Annotated in this window: 21 protein-coding genes; 6 read left to right on the forward strand and 15 right to left on the reverse strand. The window is 61.3% G+C overall.

Annotated features, from left to right (window positions below):
- Window positions 1–5 precede the first annotated feature (5 nt).
- The 7 genes from cmk to mtnA form a co-directional block, all read right to left on the reverse strand.
- Window positions 6–692, reverse strand: coding sequence for a (d)CMP kinase (cmk, locus tag NPS46_RS20225; RefSeq protein ID WP_274110270.1), 687 nt, complete (start codon window positions 690–692; stop codon window positions 6–8).
- Window positions 689–2896, reverse strand: coding sequence for a bifunctional prephenate dehydrogenase/3-phosphoshikimate 1-carboxyvinyltransferase (locus NPS46_RS20230; protein ID WP_274110449.1), 2208 nt, complete (start codon window positions 2894–2896; stop codon window positions 689–691). The genes cmk and NPS46_RS20230 overlap by 4 nt, the downstream gene beginning before the upstream one ends.
- Window positions 2897–2924: 28 nt before the next feature.
- Window positions 2925–4037, reverse strand: a complete 1113-nt coding sequence (gene hisC / locus NPS46_RS20235) for a histidinol-phosphate transaminase (RefSeq protein WP_274110273.1) — start codon at window positions 4035–4037, stop codon at window positions 2925–2927.
- 11 nt (window positions 4038–4048) lie between these two features.
- Window positions 4049–5143 (reverse strand): prephenate dehydratase, encoded by a 1095-nt coding sequence (gene pheA, locus NPS46_RS20240; RefSeq protein WP_274110274.1) that lies wholly within the window; start codon window positions 5141–5143, stop codon window positions 4049–4051.
- Complete coding sequence (gene serC / locus NPS46_RS20245; RefSeq protein ID WP_274110276.1) at window positions 5143–6228, reverse strand: 3-phosphoserine/phosphohydroxythreonine transaminase; 1086 nt, start codon at window positions 6226–6228, stop codon at window positions 5143–5145. The genes pheA and serC overlap by 1 nt, the downstream gene beginning before the upstream one ends.
- 170 nt (window positions 6229–6398) lie before the next feature.
- On the reverse strand, window positions 6399–9053 hold the full coding sequence (gene gyrA / locus NPS46_RS20250) for a DNA gyrase subunit A (protein WP_274110278.1): 2655 nt from the start codon (window positions 9051–9053) through the stop codon (window positions 6399–6401).
- Between the two features lie 327 nt (window positions 9054–9380).
- Window positions 9381–10457: an S-methyl-5-thioribose-1-phosphate isomerase gene (mtnA, locus tag NPS46_RS20255; RefSeq protein ID WP_274110280.1), complete on the reverse strand. Its 1077-nt coding sequence runs from the start codon at window positions 10455–10457 to the stop codon at window positions 9381–9383.
- 108 nt (window positions 10458–10565) lie between these two features.
- On the opposite strand from mtnA, the gene NPS46_RS20260 reads away from it, so the two are divergent.
- From NPS46_RS20260 to NPS46_RS20280, 5 genes are all read left to right on the forward strand, one after another.
- The gene (locus NPS46_RS20260; RefSeq protein WP_274110281.1) at window positions 10566–11900 is read left to right on the forward strand and encodes a TRZ/ATZ family hydrolase; all 1335 of its coding nucleotides are present in this window, start codon (window positions 10566–10568) and stop codon (window positions 11898–11900) included.
- 67 nt (window positions 11901–11967) lie between these two features.
- Window positions 11968–12666 carry a bifunctional 2-polyprenyl-6-hydroxyphenol methylase/3-demethylubiquinol 3-O-methyltransferase UbiG gene (gene ubiG, locus NPS46_RS20265; protein ID WP_274110283.1) on the forward strand — a complete coding sequence of 233 codons (699 nt, stop codon included), beginning with the start codon at window positions 11968–11970 and terminating at the stop codon, window positions 12664–12666.
- Between the two features lie 3 nt (window positions 12667–12669).
- Window positions 12670–13341, forward strand: a complete 672-nt coding sequence (gene mupP / locus NPS46_RS20270) for an N-acetylmuramic acid 6-phosphate phosphatase MupP (protein ID WP_274110285.1) — start codon at window positions 12670–12672, stop codon at window positions 13339–13341.
- Between the two features lie 57 nt (window positions 13342–13398).
- The gene (locus NPS46_RS20275; protein ID WP_274110287.1) at window positions 13399–14139 is read left to right on the forward strand and encodes a YciK family oxidoreductase; all 741 of its coding nucleotides are present in this window, start codon (window positions 13399–13401) and stop codon (window positions 14137–14139) included.
- A gap of 360 nt (window positions 14140–14499) precedes the next feature.
- A complete protein-coding gene (locus NPS46_RS20280) occupies window positions 14500–15426 on the forward strand; it encodes a GGDEF domain-containing protein (RefSeq protein WP_274110289.1) in 927 nt (308 codons plus the stop codon).
- A gap of 9 nt (window positions 15427–15435) precedes the next feature.
- Here the strand turns inward: NPS46_RS20280 and NPS46_RS20285 are convergent, their stop codons facing one another.
- The 7 genes from NPS46_RS20285 to NPS46_RS20315 form a co-directional block, all read right to left on the reverse strand.
- Window positions 15436–16191 carry a TenA family transcriptional regulator gene (locus NPS46_RS20285; RefSeq protein WP_425312769.1) on the reverse strand — a complete coding sequence of 252 codons (756 nt, stop codon included), beginning with the start codon at window positions 16189–16191 and terminating at the stop codon, window positions 15436–15438.
- 75 nt (window positions 16192–16266) lie between these two features.
- Window positions 16267–18726 carry an EAL domain-containing protein gene (locus NPS46_RS20290; protein WP_274110293.1) on the reverse strand — a complete coding sequence of 820 codons (2460 nt, stop codon included), beginning with the start codon at window positions 18724–18726 and terminating at the stop codon, window positions 16267–16269.
- A 143-nt stretch (window positions 18727–18869) separates the two neighbouring features.
- Window positions 18870–20774 (reverse strand): ABC transporter ATP-binding protein, encoded by a 1905-nt coding sequence (locus NPS46_RS20295; protein WP_425312770.1) that lies wholly within the window; start codon window positions 20772–20774, stop codon window positions 18870–18872.
- Entirely contained in the window at window positions 20680–21282 is a 603-nt protein-coding gene (locus tag NPS46_RS20300; RefSeq protein WP_274110451.1) for a DsbA family protein, read from the reverse strand. Before NPS46_RS20300 ends, NPS46_RS20295 begins: the two co-directional genes overlap by 95 nt.
- A gap of 36 nt (window positions 21283–21318) precedes the next feature.
- Window positions 21319–22257, reverse strand: coding sequence for a rhodanese-related sulfurtransferase (locus NPS46_RS20305; RefSeq protein ID WP_274110297.1), 939 nt, complete (start codon window positions 22255–22257; stop codon window positions 21319–21321).
- A 151-nt stretch (window positions 22258–22408) separates the two neighbouring features.
- Window positions 22409–22702, reverse strand: a complete 294-nt coding sequence (locus NPS46_RS20310; RefSeq protein ID WP_274110299.1) for a BolA family protein — start codon at window positions 22700–22702, stop codon at window positions 22409–22411.
- A gap of 12 nt (window positions 22703–22714) precedes the next feature.
- Complete coding sequence (locus NPS46_RS20315) at window positions 22715–23236, reverse strand: DUF2059 domain-containing protein (protein ID WP_274110301.1); 522 nt, start codon at window positions 23234–23236, stop codon at window positions 22715–22717.
- A 163-nt stretch (window positions 23237–23399) separates the two neighbouring features.
- Between NPS46_RS20315 and NPS46_RS20320 the strand changes: the two genes are divergently transcribed.
- A complete protein-coding gene (locus tag NPS46_RS20320) occupies window positions 23400–24794 on the forward strand; it encodes a class II fumarate hydratase (protein ID WP_274110303.1) in 1395 nt (464 codons plus the stop codon).
- A gap of 7 nt (window positions 24795–24801) precedes the next feature.
- On the opposite strand, the gene NPS46_RS20325 is transcribed toward NPS46_RS20320, so the two are convergent.
- The gene (locus NPS46_RS20325; RefSeq protein WP_274110305.1) at window positions 24802–25761 is read right to left on the reverse strand and encodes a DMT family transporter; all 960 of its coding nucleotides are present in this window, start codon (window positions 25759–25761) and stop codon (window positions 24802–24804) included.
- Window positions 25762–25951: the final 190 nt, after the last annotated feature.

Below are 25951 nucleotides of genomic sequence, written 5' to 3' on the forward strand. Positions count from 1 at the left end.
GGTCATCAGGCGATGTCGCGGATGGCGATCTCGCTCATGATGCGTTCCAACACCTGCTCGATGGACAATTCCGTGGAATCCAGCTGTATGGCGTCAGCCGCCGGCTTGAGCGGGGCTACCGCTCGCTGGGTGTCGCGCTCATCACGCACACGTATCTCATCTAGCAGACTCGACAGACTAACATCATCGCCCTTGGCCTTCAACTGCAAGTAGCGGCGACGGGCACGCTCCTCGGCGCTGGCGGTCAGAAAAACCTTCAGCGGTGCATCGGGAAAGACCACCGTCCCCATGTCCCGACCATCGGCCACGAGTCCTGGCGCCTCCTGAAAAGCCCGCTGGCGCTGCAACAGCGCCTCGCGAACCGCCGGCAAAGCCGCGACCTGGGAAGCCCAGGCCCCGACCGTTTCATTACGGATATCCTGAGTGACATCATCGCCCTCAAGGATGATCCGCGGCGCCTGCCCCGGTGTTGCGCCGACGAATTGCACATCAAGATGTGCCGCAAGCAACTTCAGCGACTCTTCATTTGTCAGGTCGACGCCATGGTTGCGCGCAGCGAATGCCAGCAACCGATACAAGGCACCGGAATCCAGCAAAGACCAACCCAAGCGATGTGCCAGCAAGCCAGCAATCGTGCCCTTACCCGAACCGCTAGGCCCATCGATCGTGATGACGGGCGCCTGCGGACTCACGACTGAACCTCTTGCGCGACACGAATACCCGTCTGTGCGCACAACGCCAGGAAGTTCGGGAAGGAGGTCGCGACGTTGGCGCAATCGTGAATACGGATCGGCGCAGTTGCCCGCAGAGAGGCAACACTGAAGGCCATGGAGATTCGATGGTCGCCATGACCATGCACTTCACCCCCGCCAATCGGGCCGCCATCGATAATGATGCCGTCCGGGGTCGGCTCGCACTTGACCCCAAGTGCCAGCAAGCCATCAGCCATGACCTGAATCCGGTCGGATTCCTTGACGCGCAGCTCTTCGGCACCGCGCAGTATTGTCCGCCCTTCGGCGCACGCGGCCGCCACGAACAGCACCGGAAACTCATCGATCGCCAGGGGCACCAGCTCTTCAGGAATTTCGATGCCTTTGAGCTTGGCCGCCCGCACACGCAGGTCGGCCACCGGCTCGCCGCCCACTTCACGCTGGTTTTCCAGGCTGATATCAGCACCCATCAAGCGCAGGATATCGATCACGCCAGTACGCGTCGGGTTAATACCGACATGCTCGAGCACCAGCTCGGAGCCCTCGGCAATAGAGGCGGCCACCAGGAAGAACGCCGAAGAGGAGATATCCCCCGGAACCTCGATATGCGTCGCGACCAGCTTGTGGCCGGACTCAACGGTCGCCGTAGCGCCCTCAACCGTCACCGGATAGCCGAAGCCACGCAGCATACGCTCGGTATGGTCACGGGTTGGCGCAGGCTCGGTGACCGTGGTCCGCCCCTCGGCATAGAGACCCGCCAGCAGCAGGCAGGACTTAACCTGGGCACTGGCCATCGGCATGCTGTAGTTCAAGCCTTTGAGCTTGTGCCCACCGCGAATGGTCATCGGCGGGCGCCCTTCGGCTGCCGTCTCGATCACAGCGCCCATTTCACGCAACGGGTTGGCCACGCGATTCATCGGACGCTTGGTCAGCGATGCATCGCCGGTCAACGTGGTATCAAAGCTCTGCGCCGCCAGCAGGCCGGACAGCAGGCGCATCGACGTACCCGAATTACCCAGGTAGATCGGGCCTGGCGGCGCTTTCAAACCATGCAGGCCGACACCATGGATGGTCACGCGGCCATGGTGCGGCCCCTCGATCACCACCCCCATGTCGCGAAAGGCCTGCAGCGTCGCCAGGGCGTCTTCACCCTCCAGGAACCCTTCGACCTCGGTAGTGCCCTCGGCCAGGGAGCCGAGCATGATCGAACGGTGGGAAATCGACTTGTCACCTGGCACACGAATCCGTCCACTCAGACGGCCACCAGGAGTACCCAGGAAAATCAGATCATTGGCGTTCATAGCGTCCACATAGGCCCGACGGGCCAGGATTTTACTGAAATGCTCGCGGGCAACCCGGGCGCGCGTAAAGACGCCCAACAGTTGGTGCCCATCCCCTGCATCGACCGCGTCGCGTAAAGCGTCGAGATCGCTGCGAAATGTATCGAGTGTGCGCAAAACAGCTTCGCGATTGGCGAGGAAGATGTCGTGCCACATCACTGGGTCGCTGCCGGCGATTCTCGTGAAATCGCGGAAACCGCCCGCAGCGTAACGGAAGATGTCCAGGTTTTCACTGCGCTTGGCCAGCGAGTCGACCAGGCCGAACGCCAGCAGATGCGGCAAATGACTGGTCGCCGCCAGCACTTCATCGTGGCGCTCGACCTGCATATGCTCGACACTCGCCCCCAACGCACTCCACAAACTGTCGACCAGGGCCAGCGCCGCCGGGTCCGTTTCGGCCAGCGGCGTCAGAATGACCTTGTGCCGACGGAATAGCTGCGCATTCGACGCTTCTACCCCGCTCTGCTCGGAACCGGCAATCGGATGACCCGGCACGAAGCGTGTCGGCATGCCACCAAACACCTGGCGCGCGGCCCGCACCACATTACCTTTGGCACTGCCGACATCGGTCAACACCGCCGAGCCCAGGTCCATGCCCGCCAACAAGCCGAGCAGTTTCTCCATGGCCAGAATGGGCACCGCCAGCTGGATAACGTCCGCACCTTTACAGGCCGCCGCAAGATCATCCTCGCAACGGTCGACCACGCCCAACTCCACTGCCAGCGCGCGCGACTGCGGATCGAGATCGACACCCACCACTTCGCGGCACAGACCGCTTTCACGCAAGCCCTTGGCAAAGGACCCGCCGATCAACCCCAGACCGACCACCACCAAGCGGCCGATCATAGGCGCAACAGGTTGCACCGGCATGACATCAACCACGAGCCAGAACCTTGGCCAGCGCCTCCAGGAAGCGCGCGTTTTCCGCAGGCAGGCCGATGGTGATACGCAAGTGGTTCGGCATGCCGTAATTGGCCACCGGACGCACAATCACGCCCTCACGCAACAACCCCTGGAACACCGGCGCCGCCAAGCGCCCCAGGTCGATGGCGATAAAGTTGCCCTTGGACGCAATCCAGCTCAACCCCAGGGCGCGCGCACCCTCCTGCAACTGCTGCATGCCGGCTTCGTTCAAGCGACGGCTCTGCTCCAGGTACTCGGTATCCTGCAACGCGGCACAAGCCGCAGCCAACGCCAGGCTGTTGACGTTGAAGGGCTGCCGCACACGGTTCAGGACGTCGGCCACCACGGCGGTCGACAAGCCGTAGCCTACGCGCAGCGCCGCCAGGCCATAGGCCTTTGAAAACGTGCGCGACACCAGCAGGTTTGGATAGGCGGCAAGAAAATCCAGGCCATCCGGCAGGTCGTCACCTTCGGCATATTCGATATACGCCTCGTCGAGCACCACCAACACATGGGCGGGTACGTCCTGAAGGAAATCGCTCAGCGCTTCGGCACCGAACCAGGTACCGGTCGGATTATTCGGGTTGGCGATAAACACCACACGGGTATTGGCGTCGATGACCTGCAGCATCGCGGGCAAGTCGTGCCCCCAATCCTTGGCCGGCACCACACGCGCTTCGGCGCCCACGGCCTGGGTCACGATTGGATAGACGGCAAAGGCATGCTCGCTAAACACCGCATTCAGGCCCGGAGCGAGATAAGCACGAGCGACCAGCTCGAGAATATCGTTGGAACCATTACCCAGGGTGACCTGATCGATTTCAACGCCACAGCGCTCGGCCAGCAGGCTTTTCAGCGCAAAACCGTTGCCATCGGGATAGCGGGTCAGCTCGCCCACGGCTTCGCGAATCGCCGCCAACGCCTTGGGACCGGCACCCAATGGGTTTTCGTTACTGGCCAGCTTGACGATATTGGCCGGATCCAGGTCCAGCTCGCGTGCCAGTTCGTCCACAGGCTTGCCTGGAACGTAAGGCGAAAGTTGTTGCACGCCCGGCTGTGCCAGGGCGAGGAAGTCGCCGCTCATTGTTAACGCCTTTAGAGAACCGCTTTCGGATAGGAACCCAGCACCTTGAGTGCCACCGCTTCCTGACTGATTTTTTCGAGCACGCCTTTGACCAGCGGGTCGCGGTGATGCCCCACGAAATCGATAAAGAACACGTAGGTCCATTTACCGCTACGCGAAGGTCGCGTCTCAATCCTCGTCAGGTCGATGCCATTATCATGAAAAGGCACCAGCAACTCATGCAACGCACCCGGCTTGTTGCTCATGGAGACGATGATCGAGGTCTTGTCATCGCCGGTTGGCGGCACTTCCTGGTTACCGATCATCAGGAAGCGTGTGGAGTTGTCCGGGCGATCCTCGATTTTCTCGGCCAGACGCGTCAGCCCATAGAGGCCCGCCGCCATATCACCGGCAATCGCCGCCGAATTCCACTCACCTTTGACCCGCTTCGCCGCTTCGGCATTGCTGGAAACCGCAATACGCTCAACGTTGGGGTAATGTGCGTCGAGCCACTTGCGGCACTGTGCCAGCGACTGGGCGTGGGAATAGATCCGGCTGATGCTGTCGGTCTTGGTGTTCTCACCCACCAGCAGGTGGTGGTGAATGCGCAGCTCGACTTCACCGCAGATCACCATATCGTGCTCAAGGAAGCTGTCGAGGGTATGGTTGACCGCACCTTCGGTGGAGTTCTCCACCGGCACCACGCCAAAGTTCACCGCTCCGGCCGCCACTTCGCGGAACACTTCGTCGATCGCCGCCATCGGCTTGCTGATCACCGCATGGCCAAAATGCTTCATCGCCGCGGCCTGGGTAAAGGTCCCTTCAGGGCCCAGATACGCCACTTTCAGCGGCTGTTCCAGGGCCAGGCAGGAAGACATGATCTCGCGAAACAACCGCGCCATCTCTTCGTTGCCTAGCGGCCCCTGGTTACGCTCCATGACACGCTTGAGCACCTGTGCCTCACGCTCGGGGCGATAGAACACCGGAACCTCGCCCTCCGCCAGCGAGGCCATCTTGACCCGCGCGACTTCCTGGGCACAGCGTGCGCGCTCGCTGATCAGCTCGAGCACCTTCTCATCGAGGCTGTCGATGCGCAGGCGCAGCGCCTTGAGCTCTTGTTCGGACATTAGCCGTGTTCCTTCTCGAACTCTGCCATGTACGCCACCAACGCATTGACTGCGTTGATATCGACGGCGTTATAGATGGATGCACGCATGCCGCCAACCGAGCGATGGCCTTTGAGGTTGAGCAGCCCACGGGCTTCGGCACCCACGAGGAACGGCTTATCCAGGCGATCATCGGCCAGACGGAACGGCACGTTCATCCACGAGCGATCGGATTTGTTGATCGGGTTGCTGTACAGGCCGCTCGCATCGATAAAGTCATACAGCGTGCGCTGCTTGACTTCATTGAGCTTGCCAATGGCCTCGACGCCGCCCTGCTCCTTCAGCCACTCGAACACCAGGCCGGACAGATACCAGGCCAGGGTTGGCGGCGTGTTGTACATGGAGCCGTTATCGGCCGCGACCTTATAGTCGAGCATGGTCGGGCAGATCGAACGGGCACGCCCGAGCAGGTCTTCGCGAATGATGTTGACCAGGATTCCGCTCGGGCCGATGTTCTTCTGGGCACCGGCGTAGATCATGCCGAAACGGGAGATATCCACCGGACGCGACAGGATGTCCGAAGACATGTCCGCGACCAGCGGTACGTCGCCGGTTTCCGGGATCCAGTTGAATTCCAGGCCGCCAATGGTCTCGTTCGGCGCGTAGTGCACATAGGCCGCGTCCTTGGAGAGCGTCCATTCGTTCTGGCCGGGAATGGCGAAATAGTCGTAAGGCTTGGCGCTGGCAGCGACATTGACGGTGCCGAAACGCGAGGCCTCTTCAATGGCTTTCTGCGACCAGATACCGGTGTCGATATAGTCGGCCTTGCCGCTTTCGGGCAGCAGGTTCAGCGGAATCTGGGCAAATTGCTGGCTGGCGCCGCCTTGCAGAAACAGCACTTTATAGTTCGAGGGGATATCCAGCAGATCACGCAGATCCTGCTCGGCCTTGGTCGCGATGGACACGAACTCATCACTGCGATGGCTCATTTCCATGACCGAAAGGCCCTTGCCATGCCAGTCCAGCAACTCCGACTGGGCACGCAACAGGACAGCTTCAGGCAGCGCAGCGGGACCCGCGCAGAAGTTATAGGCTCGTTTGCTCACATCCACTCTCGCTATGCATTGGGAGTACACACGTCTGCAGGAGCGAGCGGGCTCACGATAAAAGGCACTGCCGGCCTTTCTCATGACTCCTTGGCATGACACTCGATGCCCGCCAGGCGAGCATCGAGTGCTGGATCGCGGGCCAGCCCGCCCCTACAGGGTTCTACGTTTCATTGGTCCTGCGTTTCTTCAGCGTCCGGCGCAGCATCGGCTTGATCGTCGGCGACGTCAGCAGCGAATTCGCCACCGTCTTCACCTTCGAACTCTCCCTCAAGCTCCTCGCCTTCGACTTCGGATGGCTCCTGGACACGCTCCAGGCCTACCAGCGTTTCGTCGCTGGCCAGCTTGATCAGCGTCACGCCCTGGGTGTTACGACCCAGGCTGGAGACTTCGTCGACCCGGGTACGCACCAGCGTGCCCTGGTCGGAAATCAGCATGATTTCCTCGCCGTCGAGCACCTGAACCGCACCGACCAGACGGCCGTTACGCTCGTTGCTGACCATGGCGATAACGCCCTGGCCGCCACGCTTGTACTCAGGGAACTCGGTAATGGCCGTGCGCTTGCCGTAGCCACGCTCGGAGGCGGTAAGGATCTGGCTGCCTTCTTCCGGGATAATCATCGAAATCAGCTTCTGGCCTTCGGCCAGGCGCATGCCGCGTACACCGCGGGCGGTACGGCCCATGGCACGCACGTCGGATTCCTTGAAGCGCGTGACCTTGCCGGCGTCGGAGAACAGCATGACTTCGCGCTCGCCATCGGTGATGGCCGCGCTGATCAGTACGTCGCCTTCGTCCAGCTCCAGTGCGATCAGACCCACGCTACGCTGGCGGCTGAAGGCTTCCAGCGGAGTCTTCTTCACGGTGCCGTCAGCGGTAGCCATGAAGATGAAGTGACCTTCGGTGTATTCCTCGACCGGCAGCATGGTGGTGATGTATTCACCCTCACCCAGCGGCAACAGGTTGACCAGCGGCCGACCGCGCGCAGCACGGGAGGCTTCAGGGATTTCATAGGTCTTGAGCCAGTACACCTTGCCCTTGCTGGAGAACAGCAGCAGCGTGGTGTGGCTGTTGGCTACCAGCAGGTGAGCAATGTAGTCCTCATCCTTGACGCCAGTGGCCGACTTGCCTTTACCGCCACGACGTTGGGCCTGATACGCCGCCAACGGCTGGGTCTTGGCATAGCCACCGTGGGAAATGGTGACCACGCGCTCTTCCTCGGTGATCAGGTCACCCAGGGTCAGGTCCAGGCGCGCATCGAGAATCTCGGTGCGGCGAACGTCGCCGTATTCGGCACGAATGACTTCCAGCTCTTCGCGGATCACTTCCATCAGGCGCACGGCGCTGTTGAGGATGCGGATCAGCTCGCCGATCTGGTTGAGAATTTCCTGGTACTCGGCCAGCAGCTTTTCATGCTCCAGACCGGTCAGGCGGTGCAGGCGCAGCTCGAGAATGGCCTGGGCCTGCTCCGGCGACAGGAAGTACTTGCCTTCACGCAAGCCGTACTGCGGATCGAGGTTTTCCGGGCGGCACGAATCGGCGCCTGCGCGCTCGACCATCGCCACTACCGCGCTCGACTCCCACGGCGTGCTGACCAGCGCTTCCTTGGCTTCCGATGGCGTAGGCGAGGCTTTGATCAAGGCGATGACCGGGTCGATATTCGACAGGGCCACGGCCTGGCCTTCCAGGATATGCCCGCGCTCACGCGCCTTGCGCAGCTCGAACACGGTCCGGCGGGTCACGACTTCGCGGCGGTGACGCACGAAGGCTTCCAGCAGGTCCTTGAGATTGAGGATGCGAGGGCGACCGTCGATCAGGGCAACGATGTTGATCCCGAACACGCTCTGCAACTGGGTTTGGGCGTAGAGGTTGTTGAGAATCACCTCTGGCACTTCGCCACGGCGCAGCTCGATAACCACGCGCATACCGTCCTTGTCGGACTCGTCGCGCAGTTCGGTAATGCCTTCGAGCTTCTTCTCCTTGACCAATTCGGCGATCTTTTCGATCAGACGCGCCTTGTTCAACTGGTACGGCAGCTCGGTGATAACGATCTGCTGGCGGCCGCCAACCTTGTCGATATCTTCGATGATCGAGCGGGCACGCATATAAATGCGGCCGCGCCCTGTGCGATAGGCTTCGATGATGCCAGCACGACCGTTGATGATCGCGGCAGTCGGGAAGTCCGGGCCGGGGATGAACTGCATCAGCTCATCGACGGTCAGCTCGGGGTTGTCGATCAGCGCCAGGCAACCGTCGATGACTTCACCGAGGTTGTGCGGCGGAATATTGGTCGCCATGCCCACGGCAATACCACTGGAACCGTTGACCAGCAGGTTGGGGATCCTGGTCGGCATGACAGCCGGGATCATCTCGGTACCGTCGTAGTTCGGCACCCAGTCCACGGTTTCCTTGTGCAGGTCGGCCAGCAGCTCGTGCGCCAGCTTGGTCATGCGTACTTCGGTGTATCGCATGGCCGCAGCGTTGTCGCCGTCCACCGAACCGAAGTTGCCCTGGCCGTCTACCAGCAGGTAGCGCAGGGAGAATGGCTGAGCCATCCGAACAATGGTGTCGTAAACCGCAGTATCACCGTGCGGGTGATACTTACCGATCACGTCACCGACCACACGGGCAGATTTCTTGTACGGCTTGTTCCAATCGTTACCCAGCTCGCTCATCGCGAACAGCACGCGCCGGTGCACGGGCTTCAAGCCATCGCGCGCATCAGGCAGTGCCCGTCCGACAATAACGCTCATCGCGTAGTCGAGGTAGGACTGTTTCAGCTCGTCTTCGATATTGACCGGGAGGATTTCTTTGGCCAGTTCGCCCATGAGAAGCCTGATTCCTTTTTCTGGTGAAACTTCGTCACATCCATATGGGACGAACGAAGCTCGCCGCTACAGGCCAGATGCCCTGCAACGACTTACGACAAATCAACGAGTTAAGCCAAGGATCTGCGCAGTAAAGGCAGTCGCTCGCGACTACCCTGGAAACCGCCGGATGTTATCACAATCGCCGCCACGCACCTATCCCCAGACCCATAAGGAAGTAGACAGGCGACCAACGAAACCGGCCGAGAGCGCGACGAGAGGCGCTTAAAAGCCAAAGCACCGCGGCCAAACGTCGCAAAAACCACCTCGGCACCCCGAACAACCGGATCAGTGCAGACGCTTGCGGCACATCAATTGGGTCATGCGTGCGCTATCGGGACGCTCGACGATGCCTTTTTCGGTGACGATCACGTCAATCAGGTCGGCCGGGGTCACGTCGAACACCGGATTGAATACCTCGACACCAGCACCCGGACCCTGGCCATCGAACGCGAGCAACTCAAGGCCATCACGCTCCTCAAGCACAATGTCCTCGCCACTGGCCAGGCTCATATCAATGCTTGAACTCGCGGCCACCACCATAAAGCGCACGCCGTGGTGCATGGCATTGACCGCCAGTTGATAAGTGCCGATCTTGCTCGCCACGTCGCCATTGGCCGCAATACGATCGGCCCCCACGATCACCCAGGTCACGCCTTTGGTTTTCAGGATATGGGCTGCCGCCGCGTCGGTGTTGAGGGTCATCGGGATCCCGTCACCTGCCAGCTCCCAGGCGGTCAGTCGCGCTCCTTGCAACCAGGGCCGGGTTTCGTCGACGTAAACACGCTCGACCATTCCTTCCAGCCACGCGGCGCGGAGCACCCCCTGGGCCGTGCCGACACCACCAGAGGCCAAGGCACCGCTATTGCCATGGGTCAGGAAGGCCTGGGCATTGCCCTGGTGCCTGCGGATCATTTCAACGCCCAATTGGGCGATCGTCAGATTGGCTTCACGGTCGCTGTCGTGGATGGCAATAGCTTCGGCTTCCAGCACCGCCAGCGGATCGCCTGGTGCCTTGATTCGGCGCAGGCGCTCACGCATGCCATTGAGCGCCCAACACAGACTGGCCGCCGTCGGGCGAGCATCCGCCAGAAGGCTGAAGTCCTCCTCCAGCGCGGCCTGCCAGTCACCGCCAGCGGCAATACGCGCGCGCGCGGCCAAAACCACGCCATACGCGGCGCTGATACCGATAGCCGACGCCCCCCGCACCACCATTGTGCGAATGGCCTCGGCGACACCGGCGACGGTGGTGTAGGCCAGCCAGTTTTCCTCGCGGGGCAGGACGCGCTGATCGAGCAGATACAGGGTGCCATCACGCCATTCAATGGCCTTTACCTTTTCTGCAGCCAACAGTCGGTCACGCATGTTCCACCCCTAGCCCCACGACAAAAGCCGCCGATTATAGCCATCCCCCCGCCGGGACGCTCGGGTATACTTCGCTTCCTTTTACACACGCTCCGGAAACCGCTCTCCATGCCGACCGCCGTCGCCCCGCTCGACCTCCTCCTGCTGCCGACCTGGCTGGTGCCTGTCGAACCGGCCGGCGTGGTCCTCAAGGAGCACGGGCTGGGCATCCGCGACGGGCGTATCGTCTTTATCGGACCACGCGCCACCGCGCTCAAACTGGCCAGCCAGGAAGTCCGGGAACTGCCGGGCATGCTGCTCAGCCCCGGCCTGGTCAATGCCCACGGGCATGCCGCAATGACGCTGTTCCGTGGCCTGGCCGACGACCAGCCGCTGATGACCTGGCTGGAAAAGCACATCTGGCCCGCCGAAGCCCGCTGGGTCGACGAAGCCTTTGTCCGCGATGGCACCGACCTGGCCATCGCCGAGCAGCTAAAGGGCGGCATCACCTGCTTCTGTGACATGTACTTTTTCCCGAAGATCGCCAGCGAGCGCGTGCATATCAGCGGTATTCGTGCACAAATCAGCGCACCCATCCTCGACTTTCCGATCCCCGGGGCCGCCAGTGCCGACGAGGCGCTGCGCCAGGCCATCGAGCTGTTCGGCGACCTCAAGCATCACCCACGCATCAAAGTCGCGTTCGGCCCTCACGCGCCCTATACGGTGTCTGACGACAACCTGGAAAAAATCCGGGTGATCGCCGAAGAACTCGACGCGCCGATCCATATGCATCTCCACGAAACCGCCGGCGAAGTCCAGCAGGCGTGCGAGCGCCACGGTGAACGCCCTCTCGCCCGCCTCGCGCGCCTGGGCCTGCTCGGACCGCGCTTCCAGGCGGTACACATGACCCAGATCAGCGATGACGACCTGGCGTTGCTGGTAGAAAGCAACAGCAGCGTGATTCACTGCCCGGAATCGAACCTGAAGCTGGCCAGTGGCTTTTGCCCCGTGGAGCGGCTGTGGCAGGCCGGCGTCAACGTTGCGGTGGGCACCGACGGCGCCGCCAGCAACAATGACCTGGACCTGCTCGGCGAGACCCGTACTGCGGCCCTGTTGGCCAAGGCGGTTGCCGGTTCGGCGACGGCGCTGGATGCCCATCGTGCGCTGCGCATGGCGACCCTCAATGGTGCCCGGGCCCTGGGACTGGAAGCCGAGATCGGCTCGCTGGAAGTGGGCAAGCTGGCCGATATCGTCGCCTTCGACCTGAGTGGGCTGGCCCAGCAGCCGATCTACGACCCGGTCTCGCAGCTTATCTATGCCAGCGGCCGTGACTGCGTCAGGCATGTTTGGGTCGGCGGCAAGCCTTTGCTCGACGACCGTCGCCTGACCCGATTCGACGAACAGCAGCTGTGCGCCATGGCCCAGGCCTGGGGCCAGCGTATCAGCGGTCATGGCAACCACTGACCGGAATGAACATGCGTCGCCGGATCGGCGGCGAACACCGAATTTTCAAGCTTTAGAGGACTGACCCATGAGCAACGTCGACCACGCTGAAATCGCCAAATTCGAAGCCCTGGCCCATCGCTGGTGGGACCGCGAAAGCGAATTCAAACCCCTGCACGACATCAACCCGCTGCGGGTCAACTGGATCGATGAGCGCGTCAAGCTCGCCGGCAAGAAAGTCCTCGACGTCGGCTGCGGCGGCGGCATCCTCAGCGAAGCCATGGCCCAGCGCGGCGCAACGGTGATGGGCATCGACATGGGTGAAGCGCCCCTGGCCGTGGCCCAGTTGCACCAACTGGAGTCCGGCGTCAGCGTCGAGTACCGCCAGATCACCGCCGAAGACCTGGCCGAGGAAATGCCCGGGCAGTTCGATGTCGTGACCTGCCTGGAGATGCTCGAACACGTACCCGACCCCTCTTCGGTAATCCGCGCCTGCTACCGCATGGTCAAGCCGGGCGGCCAGGTGTTCTTCTCCACCATCAACCGCAACCCCAAGGCCTATCTGTTCGCCATTGTCGGCGCCGAATACATCATGGGCCTGCTGCCGCGCGGCACCCACGACTTCAAGAAGTTTATCCGCCCTTCCGAACTTGGCGCCTGGAGCCGTGACGCCGGCCTGCAGGTCAAGGACATCATCGGCCTGACCTACAACCCACTGACCAAGCACTACAAGCTGGCCAGCGACGTTGACGTCAACTACATGATCCAGACCCTGCGCGAGGAGTAAGACATGCGTTTAAGAGCGGTTCTTTTCGACATGGACGGCACGCTGCTCGATACCGCGCCGGACTTTATCGCCATCTGCCAGGCCATGCTCGCCGATCGCGGGCTACCCGCTATCGACGACAAGCTGATCCGCGATGAGATTTCCGGCGGTGCGCGGGCGATGGTCGCCGTGACCTTTATGATGGACCCCGAATCCCCGGGCTTCGAAGCCCTGCGCCTGGAGTTCCTGGAACGCTACCAGCAGGCCTGCGCGGTCCACAGCAAGCTCTTCGACGGTATGGCCGAGCTGCTGGCCGATATCGAGAAAGCCCATCTGATCTGGGGCGTGGTCACTAACAAGCCGCTGCGGTTCGCCGAACCGATCATGCAGCAGCTCGGCCTGGCAGAGCGTTCTGCCCTGCTGATCTGCCCCGACCATGTGAAAAACAGCAAGCCCGACCCCGAGCCACTGATCCTGGCGTGCCGGATGCTCGACCTGGACCCGGCCAGTGTCCTGTTCGTCGGCGACGACCTGCGCGACATTGAGTCCGGCCGCGACGCCGGGACCAAGACCGCCGCCGTGCGCTATGGCTACATCCACCCGGACGACAATGCCGACCATTGGGGTGCCGACATCGTCGTCGATCACCCGCTGGATCTACGCAAGGCGCTCGACCACGCGCTCTGCAGTTGCTGAGCCGCACACGGCGCTCGCTCACGATTGACCCGCTATTTATTTTGTTGAGGTTCAAGCATGTTTGATTATTCCGCCCGCCCCGAACTGCTCAAAGACCGGGTCATCCTGGTCACCGGCGCCGGACGTAGCATCGGCGCCGCTGCCGCCAAGACCTTTGCCGCCCACGGTGCCACCGTGCTGTTGCTGGGTAAGACCGAGGCCAATCTGAGCCAGGTCTATGACGAAATCGAAGCCGCTGGTCACCCGCAACCCGTGGTGATCCCATTCAATCTGGAAACCGCCCTGCCCCATCAGTACGACGAACTGGCGGCCATGATCGAGACCGAATTCGGCCACCTCGACGGCCTGCTCCACAACGCCTCGATCATCGGCCCGCGCACTCCGCTGGAACAGCTGTCGGGCGAAAACTTTATGCGCGTGATGCAAGTGAACGTGAATGCGATGTTCATGCTCACCAGCACCCTGCTGCCGCTGCTCAAACTGTCCAGCGATGCGTCGGTAGTTTTCACGTCCAGCAGCGTGGGCCGTAAGGGCCGCGCCTACTGGGGTGCCTATGGCGTTTCCAAGTTCGCTACCGAGGGCCTGATGCAGACCCTGGCCGACGAAGTGGAAAATGTCGCCCCCGTGCGCTCCAACAGCATCAACCCCGGCGCCACACGCACCAGCATGCGTGCCCAGGCTTACCCCGGGGAAAACCCGCTGAATAACCCCACGCCCGAAGAAATCATGCCGGTCTACCTCTACCTGATGGGCCCTGACAGCACAGGCATCAATGGCCAGGCGTTCGACGCCCAGTAGAGCGCTATGCCCGTACCGGTGACGGAATACCGTCGCCGGTTACTTTTACGCTCCAAAAGCCCGCAGAAGCAGTCAACAGACTGTCACCACCGATCTGCCCTCCATCCCTGAAAATCTCCAACACTCTGAATTGGAACGGCTTTTTCGAAGTCGCAGGAACTGGCACGAGTTTCGCTCTGTCTTAGTCAATGCAGGCATTGCGACAGCGCGGCAGGCAGGGCACAGACCGCACGCCATACGCCCTCCCCGCGCACTAAACTGCTTTTAGTCAGGCGCAGGCAGTGCAGCCCCATGAAGCGTCGCCGCCAACCGCCTTCTCCGCTGCTCGCCGGACTGACCTTGTGCCCAGGGGCTTACACCATGAAAACGCCGACCCAGACCAACGCCATTGATTTCGATAGCGCCAAGTTGCAGCGCTTGGGGTTTGGCCAGCGCTCGACCCAGCCCCCACGCCCTGCCAGCGTTGCCCAACTGCGCCAACAACTGAGCCTGCAATTGCAGGTCAGCCTGGAGGTGGAGCGGATCCTGGGGATTTTCTTTCGCGAGATCCAGCGTGTCATTCCCCTCGACTCACTGACCTATACCCATCAGGCCAGCGATCTGCGCATGGAATTTGGCCAACGCGGGCATCATTCGGTCAGCTATCGCCTCAGCCATACGGGCGAGCACCTGGGCGAACTGAACTTCAAGCGCCTGCAACGCTTCACGGAGCACGAACAGGCACAACTCGAATCCCTGCTCTCCTGCCTGCTGTACCCGCTGCGCAATGCCCTGCTCTATCGCACCGCCACCCGCAGCGCCCTGCGCGATCCCTTGACCGACACCGGTAACCGGATTGCCCTAGACCAGGCCCTGAATCGGGAAATCGAACTGGCTCGGCGCACCCAACACCCCCTGTCACTGTTGATGCTCGATATCGACCATTTCAAGACGGTCAATGATACCCACGGGCACAGTGCCGGCGACGAGGTGCTCAAGGCCGTCGCTCGCGGCATCAAAAACCAGCTGCGCAATATCGATAGGGTTTTTCGTTTCGGAGGTGAGGAATTTATCGTGCTGCTGTCAGACACTGCCCGCGAGCCGGCGGCAATGATTGGCGAGCGTTTGCGGATGGCCTTGCAGGCGCAGGATTACGGGGTAGAGGGTCAGGCCATTGAAATGACCGTGAGCCTGGGCTGCTCGACCCTATTGCCGGGCGAGTCCGCTGAAAGCCTGATAAAACGTGCGGACGGCGCCCTTTACGTCGCTAAACGTGAAGGGCGCAACCGTCTGGCTATGGCCGGATAAGCCAACCTATCAACTGGCTACACACGCCTCCCTGCGCTCATGCACTTGGGGAGCCTTTTCCAGTTGCATGCAGCGCTCCAGGAACAGGTACATATAGTCGTAGCTCTTGCAGATGGCATGCCGCAACTCGGCTTGCAACGCCGGGCTGGCGTTTGTCCCAGCCAATGTGCAAATGATTTCCAGCGCCTCCCAAGGGTGAGCATCATCGTACTGGGCGTGCATCTTCAACCACTTCATCGCCCGTTTGCGCTCCTCCTCGGCAAAGCCCTGGGCATAAATGCCTGTCGAGCAGACCAGCGCCGACCATTCGCCCGTCGCACCTTCAATGGCGTAGTTGGTGGCCGCCATGGCCACGATCAGCGAATCCGCCGAACTGGTGTGCCAGCACCAATGACTGAGCGCGTGCAACTCGACCGGGACTTTTTGCGCCTGCAAATCCTCGAGGCTGACGCCGTGGGCCTGGCTCCAGTTCACCCAGTAGTCGGCATGGTTGAGTTCGACGCGGATATTGCGCATCAGCCAGCGCCGCGCCATGTCTTCGCCCGGATGGCGGGCGAACCGGGTCTTGGCCATGTTCAAGCCCATGTACAGGGAGAACTGTTCGACCACCGGCCAGCCACCAATCAGGTACTGACGCATGGTTCGAGGGCTCAGGTGACCATCGCGCATGCGCTGGTAGAGCTCGTGCTCGACCACGCGCCGTTTGCTCGCGGCACAGTCAAGCAGCAACTGCTGAGCCCAGCCTGGGTAACTTGCAGCTTCCATAAGTGGGCCGGTTCTAGTGAATGTATTGATCACGATCGGTTCCTTTTCAATGTGATGGACAATACAACGCAAGCTTCAGCGGAACGTGCCGGGCGCCCTCAACAACAGGGTCTGTGCCCGCACAGGGCGAAAACGCAGGCTATCGCATGTGAACAACTGCGGACGCTCGATCACATAGCCCTGAGCAAAATCCACACCGATCTCAAGCAAGGCCTGCTCGATACTGGTGTTCTCGACGAACTCTGCAATCGTGCGCTTACCCATGACATGGCCAATATGGTTGATCACCTCGACCATGGCCCGATTGATCGGGTCGTCCAGCATGTCCTTTACAAAGCTCCCGTCGATCTTCAAAAAGTCTACAGGCAAATGTTTTAGGTACGCGAACGACGACATGCCGGCACAAAAGTCATCCAGCGAGAAACGACAGCCCAGGGTTTTCAGCTCATTGATAAAGCGAATCGCGCTTCCCAGGTTGGCAATCGCGCTGGTTTCGGTAATTTCAAAACAGATCAGCCGCGGGGGGACATCGTGGAGAGCGAATTGCTCACGCAAGAATGCGAGAAATTCATCATCACCTATGGAAATTCCGGAAAGATTGATCGCACACATAGCCAAAGGCTCTTCGCGCCCCTGCGCCAGGGTCTGGGCAATCACCTTGAATACGTTCTGCACCACCCAACGGTCCAGTGAGGTCATCAAGCCATAGCGCTCGGCGGCGGGAATAAAGCTGTCCGGCAGGATCATCCGCCCGGCTTCGTCGTGCAGGCGCAAGAGAATCTCGACATGCCCCTGCTCATGCTCGCCCTGGCCCAGGGCGGCAATTTCCTGGGAGTACAGGCAGAAACGGTTCTCTTCCAGTGCCATGTGCAAGCGCTGGACCCAGGCCATTTCGCCAAAGCGCATGGACAGTTCCGAGTCGTCGGCATGATAGACCTGTACGCGATTGCGCCCCTTTTCCTTGGCCATGTAGCAGGCCATGTCCGCCGCGCGCAGGGAGGCTTCCAGCGTCATCGTGACCTGACCGAGGTGTACCAGGCCGATGCTGACGGTGGTGACGAAAGGTCGTCCCTTCCAGACGAAATGCAGATTCTGCACGGTCCGACGCAACCCTTCGGCAACCCGTTCGGCCGCCTCGTCCGAGCAGTTTTCCAGCAGGATTCCGAACTCGTCGCCCCCCAGCCGGGCCAGTGTGTCGCCCTCGCGCAACCCGGATTGCAGCAAGGTACAGATATGCCTGAGCAGCTCATCGCCCGCCGCATGCCCGCAGGTATCATTGACCAGCTTGAACTGATCGAGGTCGAGAAACATCAGCGAATGCCGCGCGCTCTGGCGCTCCAACTGGTGCAGGGCTTGTTCGAGGCGATACTCGAACTCGCGACGATTGGCCAAGCCGGTCAGGGCATCGTGAGTCGCCTGCCAGGACAAGTTAGCGATGTACTGGCGCTCTTGCGTCATGTCATGGAGCACCAGCACCGAACCACTGATCCTGCCGGCGCTGCGAATCGGCGCGCCCACTAGGTTCACCGCGACCGTGCTGCCATCGAGCCGCTGGATCAATTTGGAATGCTCATTCGCACTGCTGAGTCGGCCACTGAGGATATGCTCGATCAGGGTGGCCCCCTCGGCCTGGGCTTCCTCATCCAGCAGGCTGAACAATGCCGACAGCGGCAGACCTATAGCCTGGCTGGCGCTCCAGTGAGTCAATTGCTCGGCGGCGGGGTTCATATAGGCAATTGCCCCACAGACATCCGTAGTAATAACCCCATCGCCAATCGACTCCAGGGTAATTTGCGCACGCTCCTTCTCCAATTCCAATGCCTCGGCAAAGGCATGGCGCTGGGCCAGCAGCTTGTGGGTACGCAGCAAGGCCAGCACGATCAGCCCCAGGGCTGTCACCAGATTGACGAGCAGCAGCAGGCGCAAGATAAACCGCGACCCTTCCCCCAGCGCGTCGCTGAAGGCCTTGGCCGGCGGGGTCACCCCCTCGTTGATCACCTGAATCTGCTGCTTCCAGCGCTGGACATCCTCCGCGCTGACCTGCCCGGCTGCCACGTGCTGGTGCATCTGCTCGGCAAGGCTATCGAGTTGCATCAGATAGCCATCACCAATGGTCCACAGAACAACGGCCTTTTCCAGGTAACCGAAATGGCGAAAATTGCGGTACAGCCAGATCAGGCTGTCGACATCGTCCGGGTGATTGCCGCCTTGCAGAATGCCGCGCCGCGCCGCCGCCAGATCCGGTTCCGGCAGATCCAGGGCGACCCGCAGGTCATGTCCGCCCAAAGGCACGGCTAGCGCCTCGCGGTATTTGAGAAATGTGGCCTCGTCGCGATTGTCCGCATAGAGCGTCAGGTAGTAGATCGCGTCCTTCTGCCCCTTGGACCACAGACTTTCGCCACCGACATAACCACGCACGGCCGATAGCATATATAGGCTGAAACAGCCCAATAGCGCCTGAAACAATACGACCGCGATAAAGGGCCAGACAATCCCCAACAAACGGGGTGAACCGAAGGCACGCTCTTGCTTCATGGGCTTCCCTACATACGCACCGTTCGATGGGTACTGGCGTAAAATCCGCTCCTAGGAAGTCAGACTAGGCCAAATCTGAGGATTCATAAGACTGGATTCCTACAGCAAGAAGCAAGAAGTGTCCTTCAGAAGCGATTCACGGCTCACATCTGCTGCAAGTGACCGTACAGCCGGGCATACAAACCACCGTCGGCGATCAATTGCTGATGGTCGCCTTCTTCGGCAATGCAGCCGCCATCGAACACCAGCACCCGGTCAGCCTGCTTCACCGCGGACAACCGATGGGCAATGATCAAGGTGGTACGCCCTTTGAGAAAGCGTGCCAGGGCGTGATGTAGATTGTATTCCGTGGCCGCGTCAAGGGCTGACGTGGCTTCGTCGAGGATCACCACCCGCGGATCGGCCAGGACCATCCGGGCAATCGCCATGCGCTGGCGCTGCCCACCGGACAGACGCACCCCGGAGCGCCCGACAATACTGTCCAGCCCCCTGGGCAACGCCCGGATGGTGCCGTCGAGCTGGGCAATTTCCAACGCCTGCCAGCACGCCTCGTCACTAAGCTCACGACCCATGGTCAGGTTGGCCCGGACACTGTCGTTGAACAGCGCCGGGTGCTGCAGGACCACCGCCACATGCTCGCGCACCGTCTCCAGGCCGATGTCCTGCAAGCTGGCGCCACCATAGCGGATGGTCCCGCTCTGTGGCGTGTACAACCCGAGCAACAGTTGCACCAGGGTACTTTTGCCACCGCCACTGGCCCCGACAATCGCCACCTTTTCTCCAGGGGCAATGGACAGATCGAGCTGATCGAGTACCCACTCATCGCCATAGGCAAAGCTCAGTGCGCGCACCTCGATACCCACGGTGTCGCGGGACTGGAACGGGTTGCTTCCCCCCGGATATTGCGGCTCGTCAGCCCGCGCCAGCAGCTCGTTGATCCGTGTCAGCGCCCCTCCGGCGGCATAGTAGGCGTACTGCAGGTTAAGCAATTGCTCCACCGGGCTGATCATGAACCACAGGTAGCTGAAGACTGCGAGCATATGGCCGATGGACAGGTCGGAAAACAGCACCGTAAGCATGGCCGCCGCCCGGAAGATATCGATTCCGAACTGGAACAACAGGCCACTGGCCCGGCTGGAGGCATCGCTCTTCCACTGCGACGCCACCGCATAGTCACGCACCTCCTGCGCCCGTCGCCCCAGACGGCCGAGGAAAAATCCCTGGCGATTGCTTGCACGTATTTCCTGGATCGCATCCAGGGTTTCAGCCAGTGCCTGGGTAAAGCGCCCGGTGCTGTCGTTCTCCAGTTTTTTCAGGTGCTTGACGCGCTTGCCCAACTGCACCGTGGCATAGATCACCAACGGGTTGAACAGCAGGATCAGCAACGCCAGTTGCCAATGCATCCACATCAGGATCGCCGCCGTACCGACCAGCGTCAGCAGGGCGACCAGGAACCGGCTGAGGGTTTCACCGATAAATTTGTCGAGGGTGTCCAGGTCAGTGACCAGGTGGGTGGTCACCGTACCGCTGCCCAGGCTTTCGTACTCGCCCAGCGAGATACGCTTGAGCCGCTCAATCAGACGCAGGCGAATGCGGTAGACGATATCCTTGGCCAACCCGGCAAACAGCCGGGCCTGCACCACGTTGAAAAGCAAGGCCCCAGCACGCAGCACCAGGGTCAACAGCAGCATCAGGCCGATATAGCCCGCCGCCTTTTGCCAAGGCCCCGGCAGCAGGTGATCCATGACTTTCAGGGCGGCATCGCCATTGCCCAGCAGCACTTCGTCTACCAGCAACGGCAGCAGCAAGGGGATGGGCACACTGCACAGCGTCGCCAGAACGGCAACACCGTTGGCGATCCACAGGGCTTTCTTGTGTTGCAGGACGAGGCGGCGAATCTGCGCCCAACTCAGTTTGTCGGCTTGAGGCTTGTGTGCTGGACGATCCCCAGGATCAGACACGGGCCGCACGCTCCAGCCAGCGCGCCAGCAGGCTGGAAAGCTCTGCCAGTGGCTGGTAACCGTTGGTGAGCAACGCCAGCTGGCCATTGCGCTCGGCCAGCAACGTCGGGAAGCCGGCGATGCCCAGGTCCTGCACCCAACTGAAGTCGGCAGCCGTGGCCGCGTGTTGCTCGGACCTGTCGAAGGCCGCGGCGAACTCGATGCGCGGCAGCCCGGCGCGCTCGGCCAGTTCCACCAGCACCCCGGCCTGGGTAACGTCGCGTCCGTCGACATAAAAGGCCTGTTGAATCAGACCGACCAGCACCCAGGCACAGTCTGGCGCCAGGCCACGTGCCGTGACCACGGCACGACAGGCCGGCTCGGTGTCGTAGACAAAACCGTCCGGCAAGGCGCCTTCAAACTTGAACGGCTGGCCGGTGGCCGCGCTGACCGCCTGCCAGTGATCGAGGATGTAGCGCCGGGTGGTCGGCTCCAGCGCCGCCCCACTCCCGGTGCGCAAGCCGCCCATCACCAGGTGCAACTCAACCCCCGCCGCCTGCGCCTGCGTGACCAGAGCCCGGGCCACCGGAGCGAAGCCCCAGCACCAGGAACACATCGGGTCCATGACATAGAGCAGGCGTGCGGACATGGTTCAGCCCTCGGAAGGTTGGCGGTAGTTGAAGCCGATCGGATGCGGTTGATTGCGCGCCTTGGCCAACTCGATCTGCTTCTGCCGGTCGATGGCACTGCGCCGGGTTTTCTCGCTCAACGTATCCCAGCAATGAGGGCAGCTGATACCGGCGACATAGTGCTCCGACGCCCGCTCCTCGACACTGATCGGCGTACGGCAAGCATGACATTGATCGTAGTCGCCTTCACTGAGATCGTGGCGCACGGTCACACGGTTATCGAACACAAAGCAGTCACCACGCCATTGGCTCTGCTCTTGAGGAATTTCTTCCAGATATTTCAGGATCCCGCCCTTGAGGTGATACACCTCATCGAAGCCCTGGCTGAGCATATAGCTCGAGGCTTTCTCGCAGCGGATGCCGCCGGTGCAGAACATCGCGACCTTCTTGTGTTTGGCCGGATCGAAGTGCGCCTTGATGTAGTCGGGAAACTCGCGAAAGCTGGTGGTCTTGGGGTCGATGGCGCCTTCGAAGGTCCCGATCGCGACTTCGTAGTCATTACGGGTATCGATCAGCAGCACTTGCGGGTCGGCAATCAACGCATTCCAGTTCTGCGGGTCGACATAGGTGCCGACCTGCTTGTTGGGGTCGACGCCTTCCACACCCAGGGTGACGATTTCCTTTTTCAGCTTGACCTTGGTCCGATAGAACGGCTGGTCGTCGCAGTAGGATTCCTTGTGGTCGATATCGACCATGCGCGGGTCGTTGCGCAGCCAGGCCAGCAGCCCGTCGATCCCTTCGCGGGTACCGGAAACCGTACCGTTGATGCCTTCCTCGGCGATCAACAGGGTGCCCTTGATGCCGTTGTCGAGCATCGCCTGCAGCAGTGGCTCGCGCAGGGCGACGTAATCTTCAAGCGTGACGAACTTGTACAGTGCCGCCACGACAATAGGTTGAGTCATGGGTGATTCTCTCCAGGTGGCCACCCTCGTAAAGGGCGAACCGGATGCAAAAAAAACGCGCCGACTCAGCGGCGCGTGGCGGATTCTAGCAAAAACCCGAGGGGCATTGGGATAGCAACCGAGCGGATTGCCGCCCATGCCCCCGTGTCAGCTAGTGCCCCCCGGCACAGGTCGGCGACGCTGGCGCGGCACCGATCGTTGCCCATTCCTGCGGCGTATAGGTGTGCAGCGCCAACGCATGGAACTGGCCCATCAGGTCGCCCAGCGTGGCGTAGACCTTCTGGTGGCGCTTGACGCTGTTCAGCCCGGCGAACTGCTCGCTGACCAGCACGGCCTTGTAGTGGGTCTGCAACCCGCGGCTATGCATATGGCTTTCATCCAGCACCTGCAAGTGTTCCGGCTGCAAGGCCGCCAGGGCGGTTTCGATACGCTGTTGCATGGTCATCGCGGGCTCCGCTTACGGCTTTTTCTTCGCCGGGGTGGCGGCTTTCGGTTGCAGTTCGGCAGTCATGTCATCCAGCAGCTTGTTCACCACTGGCACAGCGCTTTCCAGCTTGGCCTGGGTCAACTGGGCCGATTGCTGGGTCAGTTGTGGCATTTTTTCCAGAACTTTCTTGCCCAGTGGCGACTGATAGAACGCCATCAGTTCCTTGAGCTCGGCCTCGCTGAAGTTGCTGGTGTAGAGCTTGACCATGTCGGGCTTGAGCTTGTCCCAGCCAATGGCCTGGTTCAGCGCGGTATTGGCCTTGGCCTGATAGGTTTCCAGCAGGGCTTTCTTGGATTCCGGCGCTTTAACTTCCTCGAAACGCTGGGCGAACATTTGCTGCACCTGCCGGTAGACCGGGGTGCCGAGCTTGTCGGCATGCGCCAGCTTCAGGAAGCTTTCGGCACTGGCATTATGGCTGGCGGTATCGGCAAAAACCTGGCCGCTGGCACAGACCAGAGCAACCGCGGTGCAGATGGCACGAAAACGGGTCATCGAGTTTCCTTTTCTAGCAGGCGAGGTAGTACCCCAAGGGCGCCCATTCTGCGCCTAACGAAGCGTACGGCTCAAGCCCGACCCCGGTCGTACGACGAAGGACGGAACCCTACTCGGCGCAACAGGCCTAAACTGACTTATCCACCATGGAGGCACCAACGCGATGAGCCGTATCGAAACCGACAGCCTGGGCCAGATCGACGTCCCTGAGGACGTGTACTGGGGCGCACAAACCCAGCGTTCGCTGATCAACTTCGCCATCGGCAGCGAGCGCATGCCGCTGCCTGTGCTACATGCCCTGGCACAGATCAAGAAAGCCGCCGCCCGGGTCAATAACCGCAATGGCGATTTGCCAGCGGACGTCGCCCGGCTGATCGAACAGGCGGCCGATGAGGTACTCGATGGCCAGCACGACGACCAATTCCCCCTGGTGGTGTGGCAAACCGGCAGCGGCACGCAGAGCAATATGAACGTCAACGAAGTGATTGCCGGCCGTGCCAACGAACTGGCGGGCAAGGGCCGTGGCGGCAAATCACCGGTTCACCCCAATGACCATGTCAATCGCTCCCAAAGCTCCAATGATTGCTTCCCCACAGCCATGCACATCGCCACTGTCCAGGCGGTGAATCAGGATCTGCTGCCGGCCATCGCCGAGCTGAGCGGCGGCTTGGCCGAACTGGCAGCGCGGCATATGAAACTGGTCAAGACCGGGCGCACCCATATGATGGATGCCACGCCGATCACCTTTGGCCAGGAAGTCTCGGCCTACATCGCCCAGCTCGATTATGCCGAGCGCGCGATCCGCGCGGCCCTGCCTGCGGTCTGCGAGCTGGCCCAGGGTGGCACGGCTGTCGGCACCGGGCTCAATGCGCCCCATGGTTTTGCCGAAGCGGTCGCCGCCGAGCTGGCTGCGCTCTGCGGCCTGCCGTTTGTCACGGCACCGAACAAGTTTGCCGCCCTCGCCGGCCACGAACCGCTGACCTCATTGTCGGGGGCGCTGAAAACCCTCGCCGTCGCCTTGATGAAAATCGCCAACGACCTGCGTCTGCTCGGCTCAGGCCCCCGCGCCGGCCTTGCCGAAGTGCGCTTGCCGGCCAACGAGCCGGGAAGCTCGATCATGCCCGGCAAAGTCAATCCGACCCAGTGCGAAGCGCTGTCGATGATTGCCTGCCAGGTCATGGGCAATGATGTCACCATCGGCTTCGCTGCCAGCCAGGGGCATTTGCAGCTCAATGTCTACAAACCCGTGCTGATCCATAACCTGCTGCAGTCGATCCAGTTGCTGGCCGATGGCTGCAACAACTTCCAGGCCCATTGCATCAGCGGCCTGGAGCCGGACGCAGCGCAGATGGCCGCCCATCTGGAGCGTGGGTTGATGCTGGTGACGGCGCTCAACCCGCATATCGGCTACGACAAAGCTGCCAAAATTGCCAAGAAAGCCTACGAAGAAGGCCTCAGCCTGCGCGACGCCGCCTTGCAACTGGGCTATCTGAGCAACGAGGAGTTCGACAGCTGGGTTCGTCCGCAAAACATGCTCGAATCGGGCAAGCACGGCTAAGCCGCGCTCAATGGGTCACCTTTCGTTCGCGCCGGGCCTGGAGCCCGGCCACCAGCGACGGGCCCAGCGCGGTCAGCACCGACCCCAGTACCACCAGCACCGCACCGGCATAGCCGAGCAGATTGATGTCCTCGGCCTGCACATAGTCCGGCCATACCCAGGACGCCAGGGCGACGGCGACAAAGGTGACCAATGGCGTGATCGCCAGGGTCGCGCTGACCCGCGACGCCTCCCAGTGCGCCAGCGACTCGGCGAAGGCACCGTAGGCCACCAGGGTATTCAGGCAGCAAGCCAGCAGCAGCCAGCGCTGCACCGGGCTCAACTGCAAGACCTCCAGCGGCTGGACCCAGGGCATAAGAAACAGGGCACACAACAGGTAGATCACCATCATGATCTGCAGGGAATTCCAGATCGTCAGCAGTTGCTTCTGGCCCAGGGCATAGAAGGTCCAGATGGTCGTTGCCAGCAAGATCGTCAACACGCCCGCGGTGTAGTCACTCAGGGATGTCAGCAACTCGACCAGACGCTGGTTGAAGAACAACCCGAACCCCAACACCAGTACCAGCAAGCCGAGGCCCTGTCCTAGGCTGAAACGCTCCTTGAAGACAAACAGACTGGCGATCAGCAACAGGATCGGGCCGATCTGCACCACCAGTTGCGCCGTGCCGGCACTGAGCAGGCGCAGCCCCATCAGATACAGCACGTAGTTGCCCATCAGGCCGCCGGCCGCGAGCAACACCAGCCAGCCGCCGCGCTTGCCGAGCTTGCGCGGGTTGGGCAGACGCCGGGCCACGACCAGATAGAGCAGCAACAGGCTGCCCGACACCAGCAAGCGAAACCAGGTGACCGTAATCGGGTCCATGACCTCCAGGACCTGTTTGAGCTTGATCGGCAGAATGCCCCATAGCAGGCACGTGAGCAGCGCCAGAAACAACCCATAGCCTCTGCGGCCCGATGAAATATGCATAAGTAGCCTCTGCAGCCTGGTTCGCAAAGCCGCCATTCTAGGCACGCATACCGGGCGCACACAGCTACAGTTTGCAGATAGTTGGCGTTTCCCGGCGCCGGTTACTTGGCGCGCGACCGTCGATCCGAAGATTGCTCGCCAGAAACCGCCAAGATTTAAGCTAGCCTTCATCCAGGCTCATTGAAAACGG

This window comes from Pseudomonas putida, from assembly GCF_028682395.1.
In the GTDB taxonomy this organism is placed as follows: Bacteria; Pseudomonadota; Gammaproteobacteria; order Pseudomonadales; family Pseudomonadaceae; genus Aquipseudomonas; species Aquipseudomonas putida_AB.

What these genes read in the sequence shown, in the direction of transcription:
- NPS46_RS20230 (WP_274110449.1), bottom strand. Translation starts at nt 2,896, where the DNA reads ATGATCGGCCGCTTGGTGGTGGTCGGTCTGGGGTTGATCGGCGGGTCC.
- hisC (WP_274110273.1), bottom strand. Translation starts at nt 4,037, where the DNA reads ATGAGCGGCGACTTCCTCGCCCTGGCACAGCCGGGCGTGCAACAACTT.
- pheA (WP_274110274.1), bottom strand. Translation starts at nt 5,143, where the DNA reads ATGTCCGAACAAGAGCTCAAGGCGCTGCGCCTGCGCATCGACAGCCTC.
- gyrA (WP_274110278.1), bottom strand. Translation starts at nt 9,053, where the DNA reads ATGGGCGAACTGGCCAAAGAAATCCTCCCGGTCAATATCGAAGACGAG.
- mtnA (WP_274110280.1), bottom strand. Translation starts at nt 10,457, where the DNA reads ATGCGTGACCGACTGTTGGCTGCAGAAAAGGTAAAGGCCATTGAATGG.
- NPS46_RS20260 (WP_274110281.1), top strand. Translation starts at nt 10,566, where the DNA reads ATGCCGACCGCCGTCGCCCCGCTCGACCTCCTCCTGCTGCCGACCTGG.
- ubiG (WP_274110283.1), top strand. Translation starts at nt 11,968, where the DNA reads ATGAGCAACGTCGACCACGCTGAAATCGCCAAATTCGAAGCCCTGGCC.
- mupP (WP_274110285.1), top strand. Translation starts at nt 12,670, where the DNA reads ATGCGTTTAAGAGCGGTTCTTTTCGACATGGACGGCACGCTGCTCGAT.
- NPS46_RS20275 (WP_274110287.1), top strand. Translation starts at nt 13,399, where the DNA reads ATGTTTGATTATTCCGCCCGCCCCGAACTGCTCAAAGACCGGGTCATC.
- NPS46_RS20280 (WP_274110289.1), top strand. Translation starts at nt 14,500, where the DNA reads ATGAAAACGCCGACCCAGACCAACGCCATTGATTTCGATAGCGCCAAG.
- NPS46_RS20285 (WP_425312769.1), bottom strand. Translation starts at nt 16,191, where the DNA reads ATGGAAGCTGCAAGTTACCCAGGCTGGGCTCAGCAGTTGCTGCTTGAC.
- NPS46_RS20290 (WP_274110293.1), bottom strand. Translation starts at nt 18,726, where the DNA reads ATGAAGCAAGAGCGTGCCTTCGGTTCACCCCGTTTGTTGGGGATTGTC.
- NPS46_RS20295 (WP_425312770.1), bottom strand. Translation starts at nt 20,774, where the DNA reads ATGGCCAGCTGGCGTTGCTCACCAACGGTTACCAGCCACTGGCAGAGC.
- NPS46_RS20300 (WP_274110451.1), bottom strand. Translation starts at nt 21,282, where the DNA reads ATGTGTTCCTGGTGCTGGGGCTTCGCTCCGGTGGCCCGGGCTCTGGTC.
- NPS46_RS20305 (WP_274110297.1), bottom strand. Translation starts at nt 22,257, where the DNA reads ATGACTCAACCTATTGTCGTGGCGGCACTGTACAAGTTCGTCACGCTT.
- NPS46_RS20310 (WP_274110299.1), bottom strand. Translation starts at nt 22,702, where the DNA reads ATGACCATGCAACAGCGTATCGAAACCGCCCTGGCGGCCTTGCAGCCG.
- NPS46_RS20315 (WP_274110301.1), bottom strand. Translation starts at nt 23,236, where the DNA reads ATGACCCGTTTTCGTGCCATCTGCACCGCGGTTGCTCTGGTCTGTGCC.
- NPS46_RS20320 (WP_274110303.1), top strand. Translation starts at nt 23,400, where the DNA reads ATGAGCCGTATCGAAACCGACAGCCTGGGCCAGATCGACGTCCCTGAG.
- NPS46_RS20325 (WP_274110305.1), bottom strand. Translation starts at nt 25,761, where the DNA reads ATGCATATTTCATCGGGCCGCAGAGGCTATGGGTTGTTTCTGGCGCTG.